23 protein-coding genes are annotated in these 23,839 nt (G+C 63.6%); 8 read left to right on the top strand and 15 right to left on the bottom strand.

Annotation, left to right across the window (positions count from 1 at the left end; translation table 11 throughout):
- The first annotated feature begins 178 nt into the window (after positions 1 to 178).
- Positions 179 to 1,162 (top strand): glycerophosphodiester phosphodiesterase family protein, encoded by a 984-nt coding sequence (locus FQ746_RS14020; RefSeq protein WP_409932399.1) that lies wholly within the window; start codon positions 179 to 181, stop codon positions 1,160 to 1,162.
- A gap of 81 nt (positions 1,163 to 1,243) precedes the next feature.
- Here FQ746_RS14020 and ychF read toward each other — a convergent pair whose 3' ends face one another.
- Positions 1,244 to 2,338, bottom strand: a complete 1,095-nt coding sequence (gene ychF, locus FQ746_RS14015) for a redox-regulated ATPase YchF (protein WP_144109990.1) — start codon at positions 2,336 to 2,338, stop codon at positions 1,244 to 1,246.
- A gap of 342 nt (positions 2,339 to 2,680) precedes the next feature.
- Between ychF and FQ746_RS14010 the strand changes: the two genes are divergently transcribed.
- From FQ746_RS14010 to FQ746_RS13995, 4 genes are all read left to right on the top strand, one after another.
- Entirely contained in the window at positions 2,681 to 3,853 is a 1,173-nt protein-coding gene (locus FQ746_RS14010; protein WP_144109989.1) for a UbiH/UbiF family hydroxylase, read from the top strand.
- Between the two features lie 162 nt (positions 3,854 to 4,015).
- Positions 4,016 to 4,741 (top strand): DsbC family protein, encoded by a 726-nt coding sequence (locus FQ746_RS14005; protein ID WP_144109988.1) that lies wholly within the window; start codon positions 4,016 to 4,018, stop codon positions 4,739 to 4,741.
- A gap of 102 nt (positions 4,742 to 4,843) precedes the next feature.
- Entirely contained in the window at positions 4,844 to 6,634 is a 1,791-nt protein-coding gene (locus FQ746_RS14000) for a M61 family metallopeptidase (RefSeq protein ID WP_144109987.1), read from the top strand.
- 141 nt (positions 6,635 to 6,775) lie between these two features.
- A complete protein-coding gene (locus FQ746_RS13995) occupies positions 6,776 to 7,372 on the top strand; it encodes an FMN-dependent NADH-azoreductase (RefSeq protein ID WP_144109986.1) in 597 nt (198 codons plus the stop codon).
- A gap of 128 nt (positions 7,373 to 7,500) precedes the next feature.
- Here FQ746_RS13995 and FQ746_RS13990 read toward each other — a convergent pair whose 3' ends face one another.
- From FQ746_RS13990 to rpe, 8 genes are all read right to left on the bottom strand, one after another.
- Positions 7,501 to 8,310 carry a uracil-DNA glycosylase gene (locus FQ746_RS13990; RefSeq protein WP_144109985.1) on the bottom strand — a complete coding sequence of 270 codons (810 nt, stop codon included), beginning with the start codon at positions 8,308 to 8,310 and terminating at the stop codon, positions 7,501 to 7,503.
- 27 nt (positions 8,311 to 8,337) lie between these two features.
- Entirely contained in the window at positions 8,338 to 8,964 is a 627-nt protein-coding gene (locus tag FQ746_RS13985; RefSeq protein ID WP_144109984.1) for a CYTH domain-containing protein, read from the bottom strand.
- Positions 8,965 to 8,994: 30 nt separating this feature from the next.
- Positions 8,995 to 9,780 (bottom strand): indole-3-glycerol phosphate synthase TrpC, encoded by a 786-nt coding sequence (trpC, locus tag FQ746_RS13980; RefSeq protein ID WP_144109983.1) that lies wholly within the window; start codon positions 9,778 to 9,780, stop codon positions 8,995 to 8,997.
- 18 nt (positions 9,781 to 9,798) lie between these two features.
- Complete coding sequence (gene trpD, locus FQ746_RS13975; RefSeq protein WP_144110100.1) at positions 9,799 to 10,830, bottom strand: anthranilate phosphoribosyltransferase; 1,032 nt, start codon at positions 10,828 to 10,830, stop codon at positions 9,799 to 9,801.
- 17 nt (positions 10,831 to 10,847) lie between these two features.
- A complete protein-coding gene (locus FQ746_RS13970) occupies positions 10,848 to 11,450 on the bottom strand; it encodes an aminodeoxychorismate/anthranilate synthase component II (RefSeq protein ID WP_144109982.1) in 603 nt (200 codons plus the stop codon).
- A 13-nt stretch (positions 11,451 to 11,463) separates the two neighbouring features.
- Positions 11,464 to 12,957 carry an anthranilate synthase component I gene (trpE, locus tag FQ746_RS13965; protein WP_144109981.1) on the bottom strand — a complete coding sequence of 498 codons (1,494 nt, stop codon included), beginning with the start codon at positions 12,955 to 12,957 and terminating at the stop codon, positions 11,464 to 11,466.
- Positions 12,958 to 13,321: 364 nt separating this feature from the next.
- Positions 13,322 to 14,068 (bottom strand): phosphoglycolate phosphatase, encoded by a 747-nt coding sequence (locus tag FQ746_RS13960; RefSeq protein WP_144109980.1) that lies wholly within the window; start codon positions 14,066 to 14,068, stop codon positions 13,322 to 13,324.
- Positions 14,069 to 14,078: 10 nt separating this feature from the next.
- Positions 14,079 to 14,762 carry a ribulose-phosphate 3-epimerase gene (rpe, locus tag FQ746_RS13955; RefSeq protein ID WP_144110098.1) on the bottom strand — a complete coding sequence of 228 codons (684 nt, stop codon included), beginning with the start codon at positions 14,760 to 14,762 and terminating at the stop codon, positions 14,079 to 14,081.
- A 283-nt stretch (positions 14,763 to 15,045) separates the two neighbouring features.
- Here rpe and apaG point away from each other — a divergent pair, with 283 nt between their 5' ends.
- The gene (apaG, locus tag FQ746_RS13950) at positions 15,046 to 15,420 is read left to right on the top strand and encodes a Co2+/Mg2+ efflux protein ApaG (RefSeq protein WP_144109979.1); all 375 of its coding nucleotides are present in this window, start codon (positions 15,046 to 15,048) and stop codon (positions 15,418 to 15,420) included.
- A gap of 113 nt (positions 15,421 to 15,533) precedes the next feature.
- Here the strand turns inward: apaG and FQ746_RS13945 are convergent, their stop codons facing one another.
- Positions 15,534 to 15,737: a hypothetical protein gene (locus tag FQ746_RS13945; RefSeq protein WP_144110099.1), complete on the bottom strand. Its 204-nt coding sequence runs from the start codon at positions 15,735 to 15,737 to the stop codon at positions 15,534 to 15,536.
- Between the two features lie 28 nt (positions 15,738 to 15,765).
- Between FQ746_RS13945 and FQ746_RS13940 the strand changes: the two genes are divergently transcribed.
- On the top strand, positions 15,766 to 16,887 hold the full coding sequence (locus FQ746_RS13940; RefSeq protein ID WP_144109978.1) for a murein transglycosylase A: 1,122 nt from the start codon (positions 15,766 to 15,768) through the stop codon (positions 16,885 to 16,887).
- A 98-nt stretch (positions 16,888 to 16,985) separates the two neighbouring features.
- Here the strand turns inward: FQ746_RS13940 and paaK are convergent, their stop codons facing one another.
- The 5 genes from paaK to paaN form a co-directional block, all read right to left on the bottom strand.
- Positions 16,986 to 18,293, bottom strand: a complete 1,308-nt coding sequence (paaK, locus tag FQ746_RS13935) for a phenylacetate--CoA ligase PaaK (RefSeq protein WP_144109977.1) — start codon at positions 18,291 to 18,293, stop codon at positions 16,986 to 16,988.
- A gap of 138 nt (positions 18,294 to 18,431) precedes the next feature.
- On the bottom strand, positions 18,432 to 18,893 hold the full coding sequence (gene paaI, locus FQ746_RS13930; protein ID WP_144109976.1) for a hydroxyphenylacetyl-CoA thioesterase PaaI: 462 nt from the start codon (positions 18,891 to 18,893) through the stop codon (positions 18,432 to 18,434).
- A 1-nt stretch (position 18,894) separates the two neighbouring features.
- Entirely contained in the window at positions 18,895 to 19,686 is a 792-nt protein-coding gene (paaG, locus tag FQ746_RS13925) for a 2-(1,2-epoxy-1,2-dihydrophenyl)acetyl-CoA isomerase PaaG (protein ID WP_144109975.1), read from the bottom strand.
- A gap of 50 nt (positions 19,687 to 19,736) precedes the next feature.
- Entirely contained in the window at positions 19,737 to 20,939 is a 1,203-nt protein-coding gene (gene pcaF / locus FQ746_RS13920; RefSeq protein ID WP_144109974.1) for a 3-oxoadipyl-CoA thiolase, read from the bottom strand.
- 135 nt (positions 20,940 to 21,074) lie between these two features.
- Positions 21,075 to 22,775: a phenylacetic acid degradation protein PaaN gene (paaN, locus tag FQ746_RS13915; protein ID WP_144109973.1), complete on the bottom strand. Its 1,701-nt coding sequence runs from the start codon at positions 22,773 to 22,775 to the stop codon at positions 21,075 to 21,077.
- Between the two features lie 134 nt (positions 22,776 to 22,909).
- Between paaN and FQ746_RS13910 the strand changes: the two genes are divergently transcribed.
- The gene (locus tag FQ746_RS13910; protein ID WP_144109972.1) at positions 22,910 to 23,686 is read left to right on the top strand and encodes an enoyl-CoA hydratase; all 777 of its coding nucleotides are present in this window, start codon (positions 22,910 to 22,912) and stop codon (positions 23,684 to 23,686) included.
- Positions 23,687 to 23,839 lie beyond the last annotated feature (153 nt).

Below are 23,839 nucleotides of genomic sequence, written 5' to 3'. Positions count from 1 at the left end.
CGAGGGCAGGGTTTGCGCCAGGTCAAGCGGCGCGCGCCTAGCGGGCACGCGCGGCGAGCGCTAGGTCATGATGCGGGCGCAGAGGCGGGGCGCTGCGGGTGCTTCGTGCGTCGTGCTTCGTGCGGCAAGGGCGCGGCACGAGTGCGCTATGGATAAAGTTCAGCAAACGGGATTCATCATGCTTGGTTCGGTACGGGTTGGTCTGGTGGGGGTGTTGTTCGGTGTCGTGCTGACGGGTTGCTCGGTGACGCCTTCCGCGAGTGTCATGCCGGGTCCCGGCGCGCGGACCGTTGCGACGTTGCCGAAGATCATCGCGCATCGCGGCGGTACCGGCGACGCGCCCGAGAACACACTCGTCGCGATCCGCGAGTCGGTCGCGCATCGCGCGGATGCGATGTGGCTGTCGGTTCAATTGAGCGAGGACGGCGTGCCGGTGTTGTATCGTCCGGCCGACCTGGCGGCGCTCACCGATGCGGAAGGGCCGGTGTCCGCGTACACCGCGGCGCAACTCGCACGCATGAATGCGGGCTGGACCTTCGAGCGCGACGCAGGTTATCCGTATCGCGCGCAGCCGGTGGGCATTCCGACGCTGCGCGATGCGTTGCGTGAGATTCCGGCTCACATGCCGATCGTCCTCGACATGAAGGCGATGCCGGCGGAGCCGCAGACCCAGGCGGTGGCGCAAGTTCTGAGCGAGGAAAACGCCTGGTCGCGCGTGACGATCTATTCGACCGATGCGCAGTATCAGCAGAGCTTCGGTATTTATCCGCAGGCGCATCTGTACGAGTCGCGCGATGCCACGCGCCTGCGTCTGGCGCGCGTGCTGCTGAACGAAGGTTGCGTGGATGCGCCGGCGTCGCATACATCGGTCGCGTTCGAGATGCATCGCGCGCTGGCTGTCGTCGAGAAATTCACGCTCGGAGAAGGGCGCTCGGAGGTGCGGGCGACGTTGTGGACACCGGCGACGGTAGCGTGCTTCCGGCACGAGCCGGATGTGCGGATCGTCGCGATCGGTGTGAACGATGCGGACGATTACCGCAAGGCGGCGTGCATGGGGATCGACGCGGTGCTGGCGGATTCGCCGTTGAATATGGTAGCGGTGCGCGATGGGATGGCGGTTGGGTTGCGATGCGAGGACCTGGAGAAAACCGTCGCGCGATAAAAGCAAAAAAGCCCGCAATCGCGCGGGCTTTATTGATGGCGGGCGGCGCGGAGAAATGCGCTGCGCTGTCTGCGCTCGAGCTTAAACGTTGAACAAAAAGTTCATCACATCGCCGTCATGCACAACGTATTCCTTCCCTTCCGCCCGCATTTTCCCGGCTTCCTTCGCACCCTGTTCGCCCTTATAAGTAACGAAGTCGTTGAACGCGATGGTCTGCGCGCGAATGAAGCCGCGCTCGAAGTCGGTGTGAATCGCACCGGCCGCCTGCGGCGCCGTGTCGCCGATATGAATGGTCCACGCGCGCACTTCCTTCACACCCGCCGTGAAATACGTTTGCAGACCCAGCAGCTTGAACGCCGCGCGGATCACCCGGTTCAGGCCCGGCTCTTCCATCCCCATGTCGGCGAGGAACACTTCCATGTCGGCTTCTTCGAGATCGGCGATTTCCGCTTCGATCGCGGCGCACACGGCGACCACCGGCGCGTTCTCCGCAGCCGCGAACTTCGTCACGGCGTCCAGATGCGGGTTGTTCTCGAAACCGTCGTCCTTCACGTTGGCCACGTACATGGTCGGCTTTGCGGTAATCAGGCAGAACGGCTTGAGCGTCGCCTTCTCTTCATCCGAGAGGTCGAGCGCGCGGACCGGCTTGGCCTGATCGAGCTGCGCGCGGACCTTTTCCAGCACGGCGGCGTTTTTGATCGCTTCCTTGTCGTTGCCCGACTTGGCGGCCTTCGAATAACGCGCGAGCGCTTTTTCGACCGTGGCGAGGTCGGCGAGCGCGAGTTCGGTGTTGATCACTTCGATATCCGACAGCGGGTCGACCTTGTTCGCGACGTGAATCACGTTGTCGTCTTCGAAGCAGCGCACTACGTGCGTGATGGCATCGGTTTCGCGGATGTTCGCGAGGAACTGGTTGCCCAGCCCTTCACCCTTGCTGGCGCCGGCCACGAGGCCGGCGATGTCCACGAATTCCACGACTGCCGGCAGGATGCGCTCCGGCTTGACGATGTCGGCGAGTGCCTTCAGACGCGCGTCCGGCACTTCGACGATGCCGACGTTCGGCTCGATGGTGCAGAACGGATAATTTTCGGCGGCAATGCCCGCCTTGGTCAGCGCATTGAACAGAGTGGACTTGCCGACGTTAGGCAGGCCGACGATGCCGCATTTGAGACTCATGGGAATCCTTCAGTGAATCAGTAAGTTGCGTGATGCGCTCGACGCTGTGTGCGGGATCGGGAAGCCCGCGCGTTTGACCTGCGGGGGAAACCAGCGGAGCGGGACAGGACACCGGATCGGGCGGAGCCTCGACGATTCCGGGCGAGTTGTGTCACGGAAGGCGCAATTGTAACCCGTCCGGATCGGCGTCCCGCCGCGCCCGGCTGAATTTCCTGGCGGGACCCGGCCCGAAACGGGCGGCCCGGGCGGCGGCTTCCGCGCTGGCCCGATCTCACCGCCTGAGCGCGATCACCCGTGCGCCGTGGTCCGTCCCCCGGCAAACCCGGCGGCTATAATGCGCGCATGAATGCACACCACCAGACCTTCGACGCCGCGGTCATCGGCGGCGGCCTCGTCGGCAAGACCGCGGCGCTGGCGCTGACCCAGGGCGGCTTGCGCGTGGCGCTGCTAGCGCAACCTTGCGCGGCTCCTGCCGCCAACGCGCTTTTCGATTCCCGCGTGTATGCGCTGTCATCGAGTTCGCAGGCCCTGCTGGAGCGCTTGCGGGTCTGGCAGGCACTCGATCTGTCCCGCCTCGGCCCCGTCTACGACATGCGCGTGTTCGGCGATGCGCATGCCGAACTCCACTTTTCCGCATTTCAGGCTTCAGTGCCGCAACTGGCGTGGATCGTCGAGTCGGCGGTCATCGAGCGTGCGCTGGATGCCGCGTTGCGGTTCCAGCCGAATCTCAGCTGGATCGATACCCGCGCCCAGGCGCTCGACTTTGGCGTGGAAGGCGCGAGCGTCGGTCTGGCGAACGGCAACGTGCTGGCCGCCGATCTGGTGGTCGGCGCGGACGGCGCGCATTCGTGGGTGCGCGCGCAGATCGGTTCGAAGACGAACCGGCGCGACTACCGGCAAACCGGCGTGGTCGCCAATTTCAAAGCGGAAAAGCCGCATGGCGAAACCGCGTTCCAATGGTTCAAGGACGGCGAGATCGTCGCGCTGCTGCCCATGCCGGACGGTCACGTGTCGCTGGTCTGGTCGGCACGCACCGAGCACGCCGAGGCGTTGCTCGCGCTCGATCCGGCACAACTGGCCGCCGAAGTGGAACGCGTGACCGGCGGCCGGTTCGGCGCGCTGGAATGCGTGACGCCCGCGCAGGGTTTCCCGCTGGCGCTGCAAACGGTCGACAGGCTGGTGGCGCCGAACGTCGCGCTGGTCGGCGACGCCGCGCATCTGATCCATCCGCTCGCCGGGCAGGGCATGAACCTCGGTCTGCGCGATGTGGCGGCGCTGGCCGATACGCTCGCCGCCAAGGAGTCGTTCCGCGATCTCGGCGATACGGTGCTGCTGCGTCGCTACGAGCGTGCGCGCCGCGAAGACATCCGCGCGCTGATGATCGCGACCGATGGTCTGCAAAAGCTGTTCGCGACGCCCGGCCCGCTGGCCAAAGTCATCCGCAATACGGGCATGGCGTTGGTCGGCGCGCAGCCGTTCGTCAAGCGCTGGCTGGTGTCGGCCGCGCTGGGTTGAGACGCCGGCCTGGCCAGTCGGGATCGGCGAGACAGGTATCATGAACGGATGGAGACTTTCCCGGCCGGATGCATCGGCCAAGAACGTCAGAAAACGTCACAACGTCACAAGCGTCAAAAACGTCAGGAACGCGCGCCCCGCGCGATGAACCAGGAATTCAGCATGAAAAAGATCTTCCGCATGGCAGCCGGTGCGCTCGCCGTTGCCGCATTCGCGATGGGCTGCTCCGCCCAGGCCGACCAGACGACCGACAAACTCAAGGCCACGCTGCAAACCCGCCTGGGCGACGTCGCCATCAAGAGCGTGGCGAAGACGCCGATTGCCGGGGTGTACGAAGTGAACCTCGGCACGCAGATCGTCTATAGCGACGCCAACGGCGACTATCTGCTGCTCGGCGACATGGTCGAGTCGAAGACCCGCAAGAATCTGACGCAGGCGCGCCTGTCGGAAACCAATCGTATCGATTTCGCCAGCCTGCCGTTTGCGAATGCAGTGAAGGTGGTCAAGGGCAACGGCTCGCGCAAGATCGCCGTGTTCTCCGACCCGAACTGCCCGTACTGCAAGCAACTCGAAACTTCGCTGAAGTCGATCGACAACGTCACCGTCTACACCTTCCTGTATCCGGTGTTGTCGCCGGACTCCACGCTCAAGTCGAAGTCCATCTGGTGCTCCGCCGACCGCGGCAAGGCATGGGAATCGTGGATGCAGAATCATCAGGCGCCGACCGCCGCCGGCACCTGCGACACCGCCGCAATCGACAAGAACCTGGCGCTGGGCCGCTCGATGAACGTCGACGGCACGCCCACGGTGTTCCTCGCCGACGGCCGCCGTCTGCCCGGCGCCGTGCCGGCCGATCAGCTGGACAAGGAAATGTCCTCCGTGCACTGAGCACGCTGGACAGGTCGAAAACGGAGGCGCGTCGTGCGCCTCCTTTCACATTCAGCGTCGCCCCTTCCGCCGCCACTCACCCGTTATCCCTATCCTCCGCCGATGAAGCCGATCCGCTACACCATCGTTCCGAAGCAACCCGCCGCCCATCTGTTCGAAGTCACCGTGACCGTCGCCGATCCCGATCCTGCCGGCCAGCGCTTCATGCTGCCGGTGTGGATTCCCGGCAGCTACATGGTGCGCGAGTTCGCACGCAACATCGTCACGCTGCGCGCGCTCAACGACGCGGGCCGCAAGGTGCGCGTCGACAAGATCGACAAGCACACCTGGCAGGCCGCGCCGGTAAAAGGCGCTTTGACGCTGCGCTACGAGGTGTACGCGTGGGATCTGTCGGTGCGGGCCGCGCATCTGGACGACACCACCGGTTTCTTTAACGGCACGAGCGTGTTCCTGTCGCCGCTCGGGCATGAGGAAGCGCCGTGCGTGGTGGATATCCAGAAGCCGGCAGGCGCGGCGTATCGCACCTGGCGGGTCGCGACCGCGTTGCCGGAAGCGCGCGGCACGAAGCGCTACGGTTTCGGCGAATACCGCGCGCAGAACTACGACGAACTGGTCGATCATCCCGTCACGCTCGGTGAATTCGCGCTGGCGACGTTCAAGGCGCACGGCGTGCCGCACGACATCGTGATCGCCGGCCGCGTGATCGGACTGGACATGGCGCGCCTGAGCGCGGACCTGAAGCGCATTTGCGAAGCGCAGATCGCGCTGTTCGAGCCGAAGTCGAAGAAGGCGCCGATGGACCGTTATGTGTTCATGACGCAGGCCGTCACCGATGGTTACGGCGGTCTCGAACATCGGGCGTCCACCGCTTTGATCTGCAATCGCGGCGATCTGCCGGTGCAGGGCCGCAGCGCGATGACCGATGGCTACCGGACCTACCTCGGCCTGTGCAGCCACGAGTACTTCCACACGTGGAACGTGAAGCGCATCAAACCGGCCGCGTTCGCGCCGTACGACCTGAACGTGGAAAACTACACGTCGCTGCTGTGGCTGTTCGAAGGCTTCACGTCCTATTACGACGACCTGATTCTCGTGCGTACCGGGTTGATTTCAGCGGACGACTATTTCGGTTTGCTGGGCAAGGTGGTCGGCGGCGTGCAGCGCGGCAGCGGCCGCCTGAAGCAGACGGTGGCCGAGAGTTCGTTCGACTCGTGGGTCAAATATTATCGGCAGGACGAAAACGCGGCGAACGCGATCGTCAGCTATTACACGAAGGGCTCGCTCGTCGCGCTGGCTTTCGATCTGACGATTCGCGCGCAAACCGGCCATCGCAAATCGCTCGACGACGTAATGCGTCTGCTGTGGCAACGATTCGGACGCGATTTCTACCAGGGCAAGCCAGTGGGCGTGGAGGCCGGCGAGATCGAGGCACTTTTCACCGAAGCGACCGGCGTGCACTTGGGCGAGCTGTTCGCCGAGGCCGTCAACGGCACGCGCGATCTGCCGCTCGACACGCTGCTGACGCCGTTCGGCGTCACGCTCGCCCCCGAACTGGACCGCAGCGGCAAGCCGACACTCGGCGCACGCGTGCGCGGCGGCGCGGATTGCACGCTGGCCGCGGTGCACGAAGGCAGCGCCGCGCAGAAGGCGGGCCTGTCGGCGGGCGATGTGCTGATCGCGCTCGACGGTCTGCGCGTGAACGGCGGCAACCTCGATGCGCTGCTGTTGCGTTATCAACCGGGGACGACGGTCGAAATTCACGCGTTCCGCCGCGATGAATTACGCAGCGTGCAGGTTAAGCTGGACGGTCCGGAAGTGGCGCGCTACAAGCTGTCCGTCGGCGACAAGCGGGCGGCGGCGCGCAAGGCGCGCGAGCGCTGGCTGGCCAGTTAACCGGAATGTAAGCGTGGCGAGCGCGGCGGATTGTTCTACCAGTGCAACGATCCGTCGCCCTCCGGTGGCTTTTTCCCGGATCGGTAAAAAAACACAATGGCTCCACTCGCGCAGACCCTGCGCTCCCCACTGGAGTCCACCATGACCACGATCCTGCAAATCAATTCGGCAGCCCGCTCGCAAGGCGCAAATTCGACCTTGCTCGTCAACGAACTGACCGCCAAGCTGGAACAATCGAACCCGGGCGCGCAAGTCGTCGTCCGTAACCTGCAAGCCGAACCGCTGCCGCATCTGGACGACGCCGTCCTCGGCGCGTTCTTCACGCCGGCCGATCAACGCTCGCCGGAACAGGCTGCGATCGCTGCGCGTAGTGATGCGCTGATCGCCGAACTGCAAGCCGCCGATATCGTCGTGATTGGCGCACCGATGTACAACTTCGGCATCTCGTCGCAACTCAAGACGTATTTCGACTTCATCGCGCGCGCTGGCGTGACGTTTAAATACGGCGCTAACGGCGCGGAAGGTCTGATCACGGGTAAGAAGGTGTACGTGGTTTCGGCGCGCGGCGGCAAGTACCTGGGCACCCCGCATGATAGCCAGACGCCTTACCTGAAGAGCTTCCTGGGTTTCCTCGGCATGACCGACCTGACCTTTATTTACGCCGAAGGCCTGAACATGGGCCCGGACGCTGCGGGTGCCGCTCTGGCTGCCGCGCGTGAGGCGATCGCCGCTGCGTAAGTCGATTCGACGCTGCGGATTCATGCAGTAGAAACGAAAGCGCCACGAAACATGAGTTCCGTGGCGTTCGTGTTTTTGGCGGGGCGCGTAGGGCGCATTGCATCCTCGGGCCGATGGCCCAACGAGGCTCAAGCCAGCATCTGCGCCACGTCGGGCAAGCGCCAGTCGATAGGCTGGCGGCCGTGTTCGGTCAGATACGTATTCGCCGATGCGAAGTGCCCGCAGCCGAGAAAGCCGCGATGCGCCGACAGCGGCGACGGGTGCGGCGCTTCCAGCACGTAGTGCGACTTGCCGCCGAGCAGCGCGCGCTTTGCCTGCGCGTGCGCGCCCCATAGCATGAACACGAGCCCTTCGTGGCGCACGGCCAGCTCGTGGATCAACGTGTCCGTGCATTTTTCCCAACCGCGTTTGGCATGGCTCGCAGCCGAATCGGCTTCGACGGTCAACACCGTGTTCAGCAGCAGCACGCCTTGCTTCGCCCAACTATCGAGGCAGCCGTGCAGCGGCGGCGTGTGGCCGAGACTCGCGGCGATCTCCTTGAAGATGTTGCGCAGCGAAGGCGGAATCCGCACGCCCGGTGCCACCGAAAATGCGAGGCCATGCGCTTGCGGCGTGCCGCGGTCTTCGCCGTGATACGGGTCCTGCCCCAGGATCACGACTTTGACGTCGTCGGGACGCGTAAGACGCAACGCGCGGAACACGTCGGCGGGATAAACGGTTTTGCCGGCGGAGCGCTCGCCGTCGACGAAACGGCACAGCGGCGCGTAGTCGTCGCTGTCGATAAACGGTTTCAGGTGCGCGCGCCACTCGGCTGGCAGCGCGTCGAACTGGGCTTCGAGCGTGGCCGCGGGTTCTGACGTTGAAGCCGGCGCGACCGGCGTGTCGGCGAACAACGATGTTTGCGACGGATTGGAGCGGGTGCGGGAAGCAGAGGTCATGGCAGGTGCCGGGAGTAAAGAGAGCGCTTATCGCGCCCGCAACTGGTAGCCGCGCTGCGCCTTGCTGATGTCGTCCGGCACGAGACCGGCGACCTCAGCGCTCAATTGCGCGGCGAGCGTGCCGAGTGCCGCCTCGTCGCCGGACTTCAATTCCAGTTCGACTTCGGAGATCGGCGTGCTGTGGCGCTCGCCGTCGACTTCGGCGATCACGTCGCCCCGATCGATGGCGGCTTCCACGACCGAGCCGTCCACTACGATATGCCACAGCGTGCGCGTGAAATTCGTGCGGAACAGTTCGACTAATTGCGGCGCGGCCTGTTCAAGCGAACTGGTGGCGCTCGGCTCGTCGCATTCACGCAGCAATGCGTCGATCTCGAGCCGTTCGCCCGCCACCGGCATTTCCCACTCGTGCCGGCTATGCAAGCCGGCCTTCGCAACGCCCACCGTTTTGAACGTCTGCAGCCAGCCGTCGGGCGTATGCCGCAAACGCAGCGCGCTTTTTGATTTCGCGAGCGCCAGTTCCGGTGTGTCGAAATAGATGTTCGCCAGTTCGATCGGGCGGCCGTTTTCGCCGGTGCGCGCAACGAACCACGCCGTCGCGGCGCTCACCTGCGTCGCCGGCAAGGCCAGCTTGATTTCACGTTCCATGCCCATGACCGGCTCCGGTGTCGAGTCTGTGTGTGCTCAGAAAAACATCCGCGCGAGTTCCTCGCCCGGTTCCTGCGCGCGCATGAACGCCTCGCCGACGAGGAACGTGTTCACGTCCTTCGCCCGCAGCCGCTCGACATCGGCGCGCGCCAGAATGCCCGATTCCGTGACGACGATACGGTCGTCCGGAATCGCTTCGAGCATCCCGACGGTCGTCTCGATCGACGTTTCGAATGTGCGCAGATTGCGGTTGTTGATGCCGATCAGCGGTGTCTTCAACGTCAGCGCTTCGGTCAATTCCTGGCTGTCGTGAACTTCGACCAGCACGGCGAGGCCGAGCGAATGCGCGAGCGCTTCGAGGTCCTGCATCTGCGCGGTGTCGAGCGCGGCGGCGATCAGCAGGATCGCGTCGGCGCCCATCGCGCGTGCTTCGACGATCTGATACGGGTCGACGATGAAGTCCTTGCGCAGTACCGGCAGTTGGCACGCAGCGCGCGCCTGCTGCAGATACGCGACGCTGCCCTTGAAGAACTGCACGTCGGTGAGCACCGAGAGGCAGGCCGCGCCGTGCTTTTCGTACGAACGCGCGATGTCGGCGGGGACGAAGTGTTCGCGCAGCACGCCCTTGGACGGACTCGCCTTCTTCACTTCGGCAATCACGCCCGCGAGGCCGGCGGCTTTTTTCGCGCGCAATGCGCCGACGAAATCGCGGCTGTCGCGGGTGGCGGCTTCGAGGCGCAGCGCTTCGAGCGGTGCGCTCTGTTCGGCGGCGCGGACTTCTTCGCGTTTGACCGCGATGATGCGGTCGAGGATATCGCTCATAAAAGGCTCGCTACGTGGTTACTGCTTGAATTGCTGGGTAAAGCGCACGAGTTCGTCGACCTTCGCGCGCGCGCGGCCGCTGGCGATCGCTTCGCGCGCCAGTTCGATGCCGTTCGCGATCGACGTCGCCACGTTCGCCGAATACAGGGCCGTGCCCGCATTCAACGTGACGATTTCCCGCGCGACGCCCGGCGCATTGTCGAGCGCGTCGAGCAGCATCGCTTTCGACTCGTTCGCGTCGGCTACTTTCAGCGAACGGTTCGACACCATCTGCATGCCGAAGTCTTCCGGATGAATCTCGTACTCGTGGATCTCGCCGTCGCGCAACTCGCCGACCTGGGTCGCCGCCCCGAGCGACACCTCGTCCATGCCGTCCATGCCGTACACCACCAGCACGTGTTTGGCGCCGAGCCGCTGCATGACGCGCACCTGAATGCCGACGAGGTCGCCGTGGAACACGCCCATCAACTGATTGGGCGCGCCGGCCGGATTGGTCAGCGGCCCGAGAATGTTGAACAGCGTGCGCACGCCGAGTTCGCGGCGCACCGGCGCGATGTTTTTCATCGCGGGGTGATGGTTCGGCGCGAACATGAAGCCCATGCCGGTCTCGGCAATCGAGGCCGCGACCTGTTCCGGCTGCAGGTCGATATTCACGCCGAGCGCCTCGAGCACGTCCGCGCTGCCCGACTTGCTCGACACGCTGCGCCCGCCATGTTTGGCGACTTTCGCACCCGCCGCCGCCGACACGAACATGGTGGCCGTGGAGATGTTGAAGGTGTGCGCGCCGTCGCCGCCCGTGCCGACGATGTCGACGAAATTCGAGTTGTCGGGCACATGCACGTGTTTGGCAAACTCGCGCATGACCGTCGCGGCGGCGGTGATTTCGCCGATCGTTTCCTTCTTCACGCGCAGACCGGTGATGATGGCCGCCGCCATCACCGGCGACAGTTCGCCGCGCATGATGAGGCGCATCAGATGCAGCATTTCGTCGTGAAAAATCTCGCGATGCTCGATGGTCCGTTGCAACGCTTCCTGCGGCGTAATCGACATGATGGCGTCTCTCTTCATCAGGCTTGGCGTGTCGGCAGATGGGCCGATGCGGACTTCGACTGCTTCACGAAGTTCTCCAGCAGCGCATGGCCGTGTTCGGACAGGATCGATTCCGGGTGGAACTGCACGCCTTCGACCGCGAGTTCTTTATGGCGCACGCCCATGATCTCGCCGTCGTCGGTCCAGGCGGTCACTTCGAGGCAGTCGGGCAGTGATTCGCGTTCGATCGCGAGCGAGTGATAGCGCGTCACGACGAAGTGCTTGGGCAGATCGGCGAACACGCCTTTGCAATCGGTCTCGATCGTGCTGACCTTGCCGTGCATGATGGTTTGCGCGCGCACGACGCGACCGCCGAATGCTTCGCCGATCGCCTGATGTCCAAGGCATACGCCGAGAATCGGCGTCTTGCCGGCGAACTCGCGCAGCACGTCGAGCGTGATGCCGGCGTGTTGCGGATTGCTCGGTCCCGGCGACAGGCAGATGCGCGCGGGGTTGAGCTTCGCGATGTCGTCCAGCGTGATTTCGTCGTTCCGGTAGGTGCGCACGTCTTCGCCGAGTTCGCCGAAGTACTGCACCAGGTTGTAGGTGAACGAGTCGTAGTTGTCGATCATGAGCAGCATGGTGAGTCTCCGGTCAGAAGTCGCTATCGAGGCCGTCTTGCACCTGTTCGGCGGCGCGCAACACGGCGCGTGCCTTATTCTCGGTCTCCTGCCATTCCGACTCGGGCACCGAATCCGCGACCACGCCCGCTGCCGCCTGCACATACAGATTGCCGTTCGCGATCACGCCGGTGCGGATCGTGATGGCCAGATCCATTTCGCCGGTGAACGACAGGTAACCGACCGCTCCGCCATACAGGCCGCGTTTGACGGGCTCGAGCTCGTCGATCAGTTCCATCGCGCGGACTTTCGGCGCGCCGGACAGCGTGCCGGCCGGGAAGGTTGCGCGCAGCACGTCGAAATTGGTGGTGCCGGGCTTCAGCTTGCCTTCGACCGAACTCACGATGTGCTGCACGTGCGAGTACTTTTCGATGACCATCTTGTCGGTGACGACCACCGAGCCGATCTGTGCGATGCGGCCCACGTCGTTGCGCGCGAGGTCGATCAGCATCACGTGTTCGGCGACTTCTTTTGGGTCGTTCAGCAGTTCGGTGGCAAGTTCGGCGTCGCGTTCCGGCGTATTGCCGCGCGGACGCGTACCGGCGAGCGGACGGATTGTCACGATGCGGTCTTCGCCGCGCTTTTCCTGGCGCACCAGGATTTCCGGTGATGCGCCGACTACGTGGAAGTCGCCGAAGTTGTAGTAGTACATGTACGGCGACGGATTCAGCGAGCGCAGCGCGCGATACAGCGACAGCGGATTGTCGCGATAGGGTTTGCTCAGGCGCTGGCCGACCTGCACCTGCATCAGTTCGCCGGCGGCGATGTATTCCTTCGCCTTGCGCACGGCCGCCAGATAGTCGTCTTTGGCGAATTCGCGATAGGTCTCGGTGCGTACGCTCGCCGACGTGACTGGCGGCTGCACGGTCGTGCGCAGACGCTGACGCAATTCACGCAGACGCTGTTTCGCTTTGGTGTAGGCCTCGGGCTGCGTCGGATCGGCGTAGATCACGAGGTAGAGCTTGCCGGCCAGATTGTCGATGACTGCGACTTCTTCGGTGAGCAGCAACTGGATGTCGGGCAGATTCAGATCGTCTTTCGGGGCCGTGTGCGCGAGCTTTTTCTCGATGTAGCGCACGGCGTCGTAGCCGAAGTAACCGGCCAGACCGCCGGCGAAACGTGGCAGACCGGGACGTTGCGCGACCTTGAAGCGCCCCTGGAACTGTTGGATGAATTCGAGCGGATCGCCTTCGTGCGTCTCGACGACCTTGCCGTCGCGCACCACTTCCGACACGCCGTTGCGGGTGCGCAGCAGCGTGCGTGCCGGCAGCCCGATGAACGAATAGCGACCGAAGCGCTCGCCGCCCACCACCGATTCCAGCAGGAACGAGTTCGCGCCGTTGCGCTCGGGCTGAGCCAGCTTCAGGTACAGCGAGAGTGGTGTTTCGAGATCGGCGAGGGCTTCGGCGATCAGCGGGATGCGGTTGAAACCCTCGTTGGCGAGGGACTGAAATTCGAGTTCGGTCATGGTCCGATCCTGTTTCATGGGTCCGGCGGCGTGCGTCGGATAAAGCGGGGCGTTGCGCGGCCGGTGGTTCGTTCATTCGCTTCGGAGGTCTTCGAACCTAGGTCGAGACGGATTGGAGGCGACGATCTGGACCGGCGCGAGTTGTCCATCGACGCATGCAGGGACTCGGCGCTCGAGCGTACTTTGCGGGCACACGAAAGCCGGATCGACCGATGCAGCGAAACAAGCAGATGGAAAAAACGCGTGAGCGCAGCGAAGTAAAAAACGGTGCCGAAGACAGGCTTCAGCGTACCTCAGGCGAGGTTAGCGCGACCAGCGACGCCAGGGCCAGGCTCCCCGGTCGATGCTAATCAGACTCCGTTTTTTATTCAGAAACATGAGGATGAGGGACTTGATAAGTCGTGGAATGGTGCGCTGCGATCGCCTTGGCGGCGTCCAGCAGCGTGGGAACTATACCATCGGATTTTATTGTTTGTATAGCTTGGCCATGGTTGTAGCCGTAGGGCACCGTGAGCGTTGCCATGCCCGCCGCGCGGCCCGCCAGCGCGTCGTTTTCCGAATCGCCGATGGCGACCGTCGCGCGTGGTTCGACGCCCAGGCGTTCGGCGGCGGTGAGCATGGGCAGCGGGTGCGGTTTTTTCTGCGGCAGGCTGTCGCCGCCCAGCACGATGCTGAAATACTGGCTGAGCCCGTATTGCTGCAGCAGTTCCACCGCGAACCGATGCGGCTTGTTGGTCACGCAGGCGAGCTTGAGGCCGGCCTCGCGCATGGCAGCCAGCCCGGCTTCCACCTCGGGATACAACTGCGTGTGCACACCGTTGATTTTTGCGTACTCGCGCTGGTAGATGGCCAGCGCTTCGTCGAAGCGTGCGTGCGCCTGCTCCGGGCCGAAGCGCGGCGCCAGCACGCTGCGGATCAGATTCTCCGAACCCTTGCCGATGTAGCCCATCACCTCTTCGCGCGACGTCTGTTTCGAGTCGATCTGCGCGAGCATGCCGTTCAGACCGGCGGTGAAGTCGTCGGCGGTATCGACCATGGTGCCGTCGAGGTCGATGATGGCCGCTTGCAGGCGCGGGCCGGTGAAGGTGGGGGCAGGGTACGGAGCGCTCATGGGGCGGCGCTCAGTGCTCGATGTTGGCGAGTGCCGCGCGCATCTGGTCGATGACGGCTTTGTGGTCCGGCGCGCCGAAAATGGCCGAGCCGGCCACGAACGTGTCGGCACCGGCAGCCGCGATTTCGGCGATGTTGTCCACTTTCACGCCGCCGTCCACTTCGAGATGAATCTCGCGGCCGGTCTTCTCCTTATATGCGTCGATGCGTTTGCGCGCTTCGCGCAGCTTGTTGAGCGCCTCGGGAATGAACGACTGACCGCCGAAACCCGGGTTGACCGACATGATCAGCACCAGGTCGACCTTGTCCATGACGTGGTCGAGATAGTTCAAGGAGGTCGCGGGATTGAACACGAGGCCGGCCTTGCAGCCGTGGTCGCGAATCAGCGAGAGCGTGCGGTCGATATGGTCCGAGCCTTCCGGATGGAAGCTGATGAGGTTTGCGCCGGCTTTCGCGAAATCCGGCACGATGCGGTCGACCGGACGCACCATCAGATGCACGTCGATAGGCACTTCCACGTGCGGACGCAGTGCCTCGCAGACGAGCGGACCGATGGTCAGGTTCGGCACGTAGTGGTTGTCCATCACGTCGAAGTGAATCCAGTCGGCGCCGGCGGCGACCACACTGCGGACTTCTTCGCCGAGGCGGGAAAAGTCGGCGGAGAGAATGCTGGGCGAAATGCGGAATTGCGTCATGGCGGGGGCGGGTGGCAGGCGGGAAAGCGCCATTTTACCGGTTTGTGCGGGATTGATCCGGGTGCTCGACGCTTGTCGCCTGGCGAAGCCCTTCGAGTGTCCAGTCGGGCCTGGTCGTCCTCGGCCAGAGGGATTTGTCCGGTTGCGGGCATGCCGCGCATGACGCAGAATGCCAAAGCACTGCCGCGGCTTCGCCAGGACGCCCGCAAACCGCTGGCGTTCGGGCTTTCCCCGCGGTTCTCCCGCGTTTTTTTATCCCCAGTTTCACCACACCGGAATCAGGATGAGCCAGTACGAATTCAGCGTCTCGGCGCAGGTGCAATATCTGCCCGAAGAGTCGGACCCGGAGCGCCGCCAGTATGCTTTCGCATACACGCTGACTATCCGTAACGCCGGGCAGGTGCCCGCGCAACTGATCGCGCGCCACTGGGTGATTACCGACAGTGAAAACAGCGTGCAGGAAGTGAAGGGCCTGGGCGTGGTCGGCCATCAGCCGCTGCTCAAACCGGGCGAGCACTTCGAATATACGAGCTGGGCGGTGATTGCAACGCCGGTCGGCACGATGCGCGGCGAATATTTCTGCGTGGCCGAAGACGGTGAGCGGTTCGACGCGGTGGTGCCCGAGTTCATTTTGCGCATGCCCCGCACATTGCATTGAACCGGGAGCGACGCGGGCGGTCTTTAGAAGGCTTCGTTGCGGCGGGGTGGGTGAGTTTTGGTTGCGCAGGTTTTGGGTGCGCGAGTGGGTGAGTCGGTGTGCGTGCGGCGGCGTTATTGCCGCTGCCGCGGCGGTTGCTGTGATTGCTGCGGTTGCGGCTTTGGCGCTTCGGTGCGCTGAGAAGTTTGCTGAAAAGCGCGCGCTGCTTTCTTCTTCCCGGACGATGTCCACACCACGATAAACACGAGCAGAAAGAGCGCGAGGAGCGACTCCAGCGCGAAGATGAGCATCGGGTATTCGTCGAATAGATCAGACATGGCGGTTTCCATCAAGAACGAACATTGTATGCGTTTTGTCCGCGCGGCCGGCTGGCTCGGCGCGCTTTCGGTTGCGGTCATCCTGGCGTCCTGCGGAGGCGGCGGCGCAATCCGGCAGCCGGTTTCGCCGCCCACGGGCGCAGCGATCATCCCCGGCCAGATTGCAGCGACACGGCTGACGGCGGTCGCCTGGCAACAGGTGCCGGGCTGGCAGGACGACTCGCTGATCGGGGCCACGGCGGCTTTGCGGCAAAACTGCACGAGGCTCGCACGGCAAAACAATTGGGCGCGCGCGTGCGCGGCCGCGGCGCAGATCGACGACCTGGACGTGACTGGCGCGCGGGCGTTTTTCGAAGCTTATTTCACGCCTTTCCAACTGGCCAATAGCGACGGCACACTCGACGGCCTGGTCACCGGGTACTACGAGCCTTTGCTGCGCGGATCGCGCACCCGTCACGGCATTTATCAAACCGCCCTGTATCGCTGGCCGGCCGGTTATCGGGCAGGCGCGCCGCTGCCGGCGCGCGCTCAACTGGAACGCGCCGGCGTGCTCAACGGCAACGAACTGGTCTGGGTCGACGATCCGATCGAAGCGTTCTTTCTGCAGGTGCAGGGCTCGGGGCGCATCGTGATGGAAGACGGCAGCGTGATGCGACTCGGCTTTGGCGGTACGAACAACCAGCCGTATAAATCGATCGGACGCTGGTTGCTGGATCGCGGCGAACTCACGCCGTCGCAGGCGACCATGCAAGGTATCAAAGCTTGGGCGCGCGCGAATCCCACGCGAGTGGACGGGTTGCTGGATACCAATCCGCGCTTCGTATTTTTCCGCGAGACGCCGGGCGTCGAGAGCGCGCCGAGCGGCGGTGCGGACGGCCCGATCGGCGCGTTGGGCGTACCCCTGACGCCGGAGCGTTCCATTGCGGTGGATCCGAGTTCGATTCCGCTCGGCACGCCAGTGTTTTTGCAGACGACGCGGCCGTTGACCAACTCACCGATGAACCGTCTCGTCTTCGCGCAGGACACGGGCTCGGCCATCAAGGGCGGAGTCCGCGCCGATTATTTCTGGGGACTCGGCGACGATGCCGGCGACCTGGCGGGCAAGATGAAGCAGGGCGGCCGGATGTGGTTGCTGCTGCCGAATTCGTAAGGCGTCGGCCGGGTTTGCTGCGGTTCGTTATTCGATAAAAAGGGCGATCCTCCGATAAAGCTGGATCGCCCTTTTCTATTACTGCGCCAACGCGCGAGTTAAATCGCCGCGGTACGTTTGTCGACGACTCGCCGCGCTTTCCCGACCGAGCGCTCGATGCCGTTCACACCCAACACGTTCACCACGGCGCTCACGCCGATCAGCGCCTTGATGTCGTAGGCCAACGCCTGTTTGGCCGTGCTCAAGGCGGTGCCGTCCGGCGCCGTTTCCGGGCAAGGTTCGACGTTCAGCGTGAGGACGTCGAGCGGCCCTTCCTTGGTCAGCACGATCTGATAGTGCGGCGCGAGTGCGTGTTGCTTGAGCAGCAGTTCTTCGATTTGCGTGGGAAACACGTTGACGCCGCGCACGATCATCATGTCGTCCGAGCGACCGGTGATTTTCTCCATGCGGCGCATGGTGCGGGCGCTGCCGGGCAGAAGGCGCGTCAGGTCGCGGGTGCGGTAGCGGATGATCGGCAGCGCTTCCTTCGTCAGCGAGGTGAACACGAGTTCGCCCAGTTCGCCGTCGGGCAGCACTTCGCCCGTTTCAGGGTCGATGATCTCGGGGTAGAAATGGTCTTCCCAGATGGTCGGGCCGTCCTTCGTTTCGACGCATTCGGATGCGACGCCGGGGCCCATCACTTCGGACAGGCCGTAGATGTCGACCGCGTCGATGCCCATCCGCTTTTCGATCGCCTGGCGCATGTCGTTGGTCCAAGGCTCCGCGCCGAAGATGCCGAGGCGCAGCGAACAGTTGATCGGGTCGATGCCCTGGCGTTCCAGTTCGTCGGCGATCGAAAGCATGTAGCTCGGCGTCACCATGATGATGTCGGGCCGGAAATCCTGAATCAGTTGCACCTGCTTCTCGGTCTGACCGCCGCCGAACGGAATCACGGTGAGACCCGCGCGTTCGGCGCCGTAATGCGCGCCGAGGCCACCGGTGAAGAGGCCGTAGCCATAGCTGATGTGCACCTTGTCGCCGCGCCGTGCACCCGCTGCGCGGACCGAACGCGCGACGAGATTGGCCCAGGTGTCGATGTCGCGCGCGGTGTAGCCGACCACGGTCGGTTTGCCGGTGGTGCCCGATGACGCATGAATGCGCGAGATCTGCTCCTGCGGCACCGCGAACATCCCGAACGGATAACTGTCGCGCAGATCCTTCTTGGTCGTGAAGGGAAAGCGCGCCAGGTCGGCGAGGGTCTTCACGTCGTCCGGATGAACGCCGGCTTCGTCGAACTTACGCCGGTAGACGGGCGAATTCTCATAAGCGTGATTCAGCGACCATTTGAGCCGTTCGAGCTGGAGCGCCGCGAGTTCGTCGCGGCTGGCGGTCTCGATGGGATCGAGCGGAAGGGCGGTGGTGGTCATCGAATGGTCTCCTTGCTGCCTTGATGCATGAATCTGATATGGGTGCGCTGGGGTTTGAAAAAACGGGGTCGTGCTGTCTGCTTCTGGCGTGCTATCCGCTTCTGGCTACCGCTGGTTGTGAGTGGCAGCCGGAGACAGTCAATCGCCGGTAGGAATCAGGTTGCCTTTGATTTGCGCCGATTTGCCGCGAAACATGGCGACCGTTTCCTGGGCACGGTTCGTCACGCGAATATCGTAAATGCCGGTGCGGCCGCTCAACGTCTGCTCGGTCGCTTCCGCTGTCAGTTCGTCGCCACGATGAACCGGACGCAGGAATTCGATCGAACAGCCCGCCGCGACGGTGTTGATGTTGTAGGTGTTGCACGCAAACGCGAAGGTCGAATCGGCTAGCGTGAAGATCAGTCCGCCATGGCAGATCTCGTGACCGTTCAGGAAGTCGTCGCGCACTGCCATGCGCAGGCGTGCATAGCCGGCGCGTACTTCGACGATCTCGAGTCCGAGCGCGCGGCTGCACGCGTCGTTCTCGTACATGGCCGCAGCCGTCGCGCGCGCGAGTTCGTTCGGGTTCATTTCGTCGGGGCGCTTGTTTGGGGTCGGCATATCAACGGCCCTCGAAGCGCGGCGCGCGTTTCTCGACGAACGCCTGCACGCCTTCGGCGTAATCGTACGAAGCGCCGAGTTCACGTTGCAGGTCGCGCTCGAGATCGAGTTGCTGATCCAGCGTTTGCGATGTGCCGGCGCGCAAGGCCTGCTTGATTGCGGCGATGGCGCGCGTGGGCTGTTGCGCCAGTTGAGCCGCGAGTTTCGCTGCGGCGTTGGCGAGTTCCGCGTCGTCGACGGCTTGCCAGATGAGGCCCCAGCTTTCGGCTTTCTCGGCGCCGAGCTTGTCGCCGGTCATGGCGAGACCCATGGCGCGCGCCATACCGACTCGTTGCGGCAGGAACCAGGTACCACCGGAATCGGGCACGAGCCCGATCTTCACGAAGGCCTGAATAAAGCTGGCCGAGCGGGCGGCGAGCACGATGTCGCAGGCGAACGCGAGATTGGCGCCGGCGCCGGCGGCCGTGCCGTTGACCGCGGCGATGACCGGCAAGGGCAGTGCCTGCAGACGGCGGATGAGCGGGTTGAAATGCTTGTCGATCAGCTCGCCGAGATCGGTCATCGCACCGGGAGTGAAATCCAGATCGGCGAGGTCCTGACCGGCGCAAAAGCCGCGGCCGGCGCCGGTCAGCACGAGCGCCCGAGCGCCGGACGCCTCGACCTCGCCGATGGCTGCGGCGAGTTCCTCGTGCATCGCACGGGTGAAGCTGTTGAGTTTGTCCGGCCGGTTCAGGGTGATGGTTGCTACCCGGCTCGACGCGTCGATATCGACGCGAATCGCTTCATATGGCATTGCGTGTCTCCTCCAGATCTCTTTGGCCGATTCTTTCGACAGGGTGGCGATCAGAGCCGCTCGATGACCAGTGCAATGCCCTGGCCTACGCCGATGCACATCGTGCAAAGCGCGAAGCGGCCATTGATTCGCTCCAGCTGATAGAGCGCCGTGGTGACGAGGCGCGCGCCGGAAGCGCCGAGCGGATGGCCGAGTGCGATGGCTCCGCCGTTCGGATTGACGCGCGCGTCGTCGTCGCGCAAACCGAGCGAGCGCAGAACGGCCAGACCTTGCGACGCGAATGCCTCATTCAGTTCGATCACATCGAACTGGTCGAGTGTCATGCCTAGCTGCTTGAGCAGTTTCTGGCTGGCCGGCGCGGGGCCGATGCCCATGATGCGCGGTTCGACGCCTGCCGTGGCCATACCCACCACGCGCGCACGGCGGCGCAGGCCGTACTGGTCGGCGGCTTCCTGATTCGCGAGCAGCAAGGCGCAGGCGCCGTCGTTCACGCCGGATGCATTGCCGGCAGTCACACTGCCGTCGGGACGTACTACGCCTTTGAGCTTGGCCAAACTTTCCAGCGACGTCTCACGCGGATGCTCGTCGAGCGTCACGCGCACCGGATCGCCTTTCTTCTGCGCGATTTCGACACCAACGATTTCGTGCGCCAGCGTGCCGTCGCGTTGCGCACGCGCGGCCTTTTGCTGACTGGCCAGCGCGAAAGCATCCTGATCGGCGCGGCTCACGCCGAACTCGACCGCGACGTTTTCAGCGGTCTCGGGCATCGAGTCGACGCCGTACTGGCGTTTCATCAGCGGGTTGATGAAGCGCCAGCCGATGGTCGTGTCGTAAATGTCCGCTTGCCGGGAAAACGCGCTGCCGGCTTTGCCCATGACGAAGGGCGCGCGGGTCATGCTTTCGGTGCCGCCGGCAATCATCAGGCGCGCTTCGCCAGACTTGATTGCACGTGCGGCCGTGCCTATTGCGTCCATGCCCGAGCCACACAGGCGGTTGATCGTGGCGCCGGGTGCTTCCGTAGGCAGGCCGGCGAGCAAGGCCGACATGCGGGCGACGTTGCGATTGTCTTCACCCGCCTGATTGGCGCAGCCGTAAATGACGTCGTCCAGCGCGCGCCAGTCGACGGCCGGGTTCCGTTCGATCAGGGCTTTGATGGGTACTGCGCCGAGGTCGTCGGCACGCACGTCTTTCAAGGCGCCGCCGTAGCGGCCGATGGGGGTGCGAATCGCATCGCAGATGAAAGCGTCGTTCATGTCGGCTCCTGCTGGAACGGATCGGCGAACAGTGCCAATCCGGTGTCTCATGTTAGTTGGGGCGCGCGGTTCGGTCCATTCGACCAAACGTCATAGGACGGAGCCGCGCTTTGTCTTATGTGTTTCTTATGACTTTTAGCCAGCTACCGCGGGCGCTGCTTTCGGTTCAACATGAACGCGGCTTTGTACTACGCGGAAGCGGTTCGAAACGAACGCGGCATCGGCCAGCGCGGCATTTGCCGCCGGGTTTGCCCCGGTGCCGTGGAAGTCGGAGAAAGCTGCGGACTGATTGACGAAGACCCCGCCGGTCAGATTGATGGAGAGCGCGACGCCGCCGCGGATTGATGCTTCGTGCGCTTCCTCCAGAACGGCTTCGTCGGTGCTGTACACCGACAACGTCAACGCGCCGTGCTCGGCAGCGGTCGCGCCGGCCAGTTCGAGAGAGGCTGCCGTCGAGTCCGTGGCAATCACGAACGAAATCGGTCCGAACCACTCTTTGGTGAGTTGTGCGTGGTCGGTGTTGGCGTCCAGTTGCAGCACGAGCGGCGTGCGAACGCGAGCACCGGCGAAGGCGGGATGTTCGAGCGTCTGGCTTTCGGCCAGAACGTGTCCGAGTTTCTTGGCTTCGTCCAGACGCTGAACGACGCCTTCGTTCTGGATCGCGCCGAGCAGTTCGACGGCGCGCGCCGGGTCGGAAACGAGTTTTTGCACAGCACCGGCAATGGCTTGCGCCACTTCGTCGAAACTCAGCGTGCCGTCGGCGGTGCGGATGCCGGTACGCGGTACGTAAATGTTCTGCGGCGCCGTGCACATCTGGCCCGAGTACAGCGCGAGCGAGAACGCGATGTTGCGCGCGACGGCTTTGATGTCGTCGACGGAGTCGATCACGATCTGATTGACACCGGCTTTCTCTGTGTAGACCTGGGCTTGATGGGCATTGCGTTCGAGCCACGTACCGTTCTGCGTGCTGCCCGTGAAGTCGATTAGCTTGATCTCGGGGCGGAGCGCCAGGTCTTGTACCAGTGCGCCGTCGTTTGGCTCGGTTGCCAGCAACGTGACCACGTTCGGGTCGAAGCCTGCTTCACGCAAGACGTCGCGGGCAATGCGCACCGTCAGCGCGAGCGGCAGGATAGCGCCCGGATGAGGTTTGACGATGACCGTGTTGCCGGTGGCCAGATCGGCGAAGAGGCCAGGATAGCCGTTCCAGGTCGGGAAGGTGCAGCAGCCGAGCACGAGGGCGGTGCCGCGCGGCACAACTGTGTAGCGTTTGTGCATGGCGAGCGGCGGGTTCTTGCCCTGCGGCTTTTCCCAATGGGCATCGGCAGGGATTCGGCGCAACTGGTCCCACGCATAGACGACGGCTTCGAGCGCCCGGTCCTGGGCGTGCGGGCCGCCGGCCTGGAAAGCCATCATGAAGGCCTGGCCGGTCGTGTGCATCACGCTGTAGCCAATTTCGAAACTCGCGCGATTGATTCGCGTGAGAATTTCGAGGCTGACGCCGACCCAGGCTTGCGGGCCGGCGGCGCGCCACTCGCGTTGCGCGACTGCGGCTGCCGCAATGAGCGCGTCCGGATCGGCCTTCGGGTAGCGAATTCCAAGCGGGAAACCGAAGGGCGAGACTTCGGAGCCGACCGTTTCGCCGGTCGAAGGCTGGTCGAGCTCGAAGGTCTTGTTCAGGCTGGCTTTGAATGCGGCTTCGCCGTCTGCATTGGCCGTTTCCCCGTACACTTTCGGACTGGGCATCTCGACGAACGGCGTCCAGTAACCGCGCGTTTCGACTGCGGTGAGTGCCTTTTGCAGCGTGTCTTCGTGCTTGGTGAATAGCGGGTGTGTCATGGCGGAGGGGCTCGGCTGTGCGTTGGGGAAAGCCTGTCGAATAATTGACCGACCGGTTGGTTGGTGAATGGTAGCATTATTAAGACGGCCACGCGAAGCGTTTTTCGCGTGCGAATTCATCATTAGGAGGTGATATGGCGTACGAGAACATTCTGGTTGAAACGCGCGGACGAGTCGGGTTGGTAACGTTGAATCGTCCGAAGGCGTTGAATGCTTTGAACGATGCATTGATGGATGAGTTAGGTGCCGCGCTGCGCGAGTTCGATGCGGACGACGCGATTGGCGCCATTGTCATCACCGGTAGCGAGAAGGCATTTGCGGCCGGTGCCGACATTGGCATGATGGCCACCTATACCTATATGGATGTCTACAAGGGCGACTACATCACTCGCAACTGGGAGACCGTTCGCTCTATTCGCAAGCCGATCATTGCGGCAGTCGCGGGCTTCGCGCTTGGCGGCGGCTGCGAGTTGGCGATGATGTGCGACATCATTTTCGCTGCTGATACGGCGAAGTTTGGGCAACCAGAAATCAAGCTCGGTGTCATGCCCGGTGCTGGCGGAACGCAGCGTTTGCCGCGAGCCGTCTCCAAGGCGAAAGCCATGGACCTCTGCCTGACCGCCCGTTTCATGGATGCGGCGGAGGCAGAGCGGTCTGGGTTGGTATCGCGTGTCATTCCGGCGGCCAGTTTGCTCGATGAGTCGATCGCGGCCGCAGCGACTATCGCCGAATTCCCTTCGCCAGCCGTCATGATGGTCAAAGAATCGGTCAATCGTGCGTACGAAACGACACTCGCCGAAGGTGTGCATTTCGAGCGACGCCTCTTCCACTCGCTGTTCGCTACGGAAGATCAGAAAGAGGGGATGGCCGCGTTCGTTGAGAAGCGCAAGCCGGTTTTCAAGCATCGGTAATACGCTTGTCAAAATAACCCTTGCAAGGCCTGCGTGGCCTCGCTAGAATCTCGCTCTTTCGTGCTTCGGACAGCGGGGCACGGGGAGGCGGGGAGCCAGTAATGGCGGGGGTTTGCGGCACGCTGGACGGGTTGGAAAAGTTAGAAAAACCTG

Source organism: Paraburkholderia sp. BCC1886, from assembly GCF_900996245.1.
Classification (GTDB): Bacteria; Pseudomonadota; Gammaproteobacteria; order Burkholderiales; family Burkholderiaceae; genus Paraburkholderia.
Note: the sequence above shows the minus strand (reverse complement) of the source record. Positions and strands in the feature narration are given on the sequence as shown.